Origin of the sequence: Streptococcus sp. HMSC034B05, from assembly GCF_001809055.1 — a bacterium.
GTDB lineage: Bacteria > Bacillota > Bacilli > Lactobacillales > Streptococcaceae > Streptococcus > Streptococcus constellatus.
Genome location: NZ_KV795589.1, coordinates 1 through 331 on the forward strand (window position 1 = coordinate 1; position 331 = coordinate 331).

Sequence of the window (331 nt, forward strand, 5' to 3'; positions counted from 1 at the left end):
TATAAAATGTGATGTATTTTTCGCCAATATCTGTTATACTATCTTTGGTTAAGTTTCTCCAGTTATGGAGATAGAAGGTTTCAGACTTGAGAACAGAATGAAACCATTCGATACAGGCATGATCTGCTGGTGTTCCCTTACGGGACATATAGCGGGTGATGCCTTTTTCTGTGCAAGCTTGGTAATAAGCTTTCGAGGTGTAAACAGAGACTTGGTCGCTGTGTAAAAGTGCTCCCTTAGGCAATTCCAATTGATTGAGCGTATCCAGTACAAAGTTAGTATCTTGACAATCTGAAATGGTGTAAGCTACCATCTCACGATTGTAGAGATC

At 39.9% G+C, this 331-nt stretch carries 1 protein-coding gene; it reads right to left on the bottom strand.

Translation table 11 applies throughout. The annotated features are described in order from the left end of the window. The coding region (locus HMPREF2542_RS01085) for a DDE-type integrase/transposase/recombinase (protein ID WP_398578068.1) at positions 1 to 331 on the bottom strand (331 nt) is incomplete at both ends.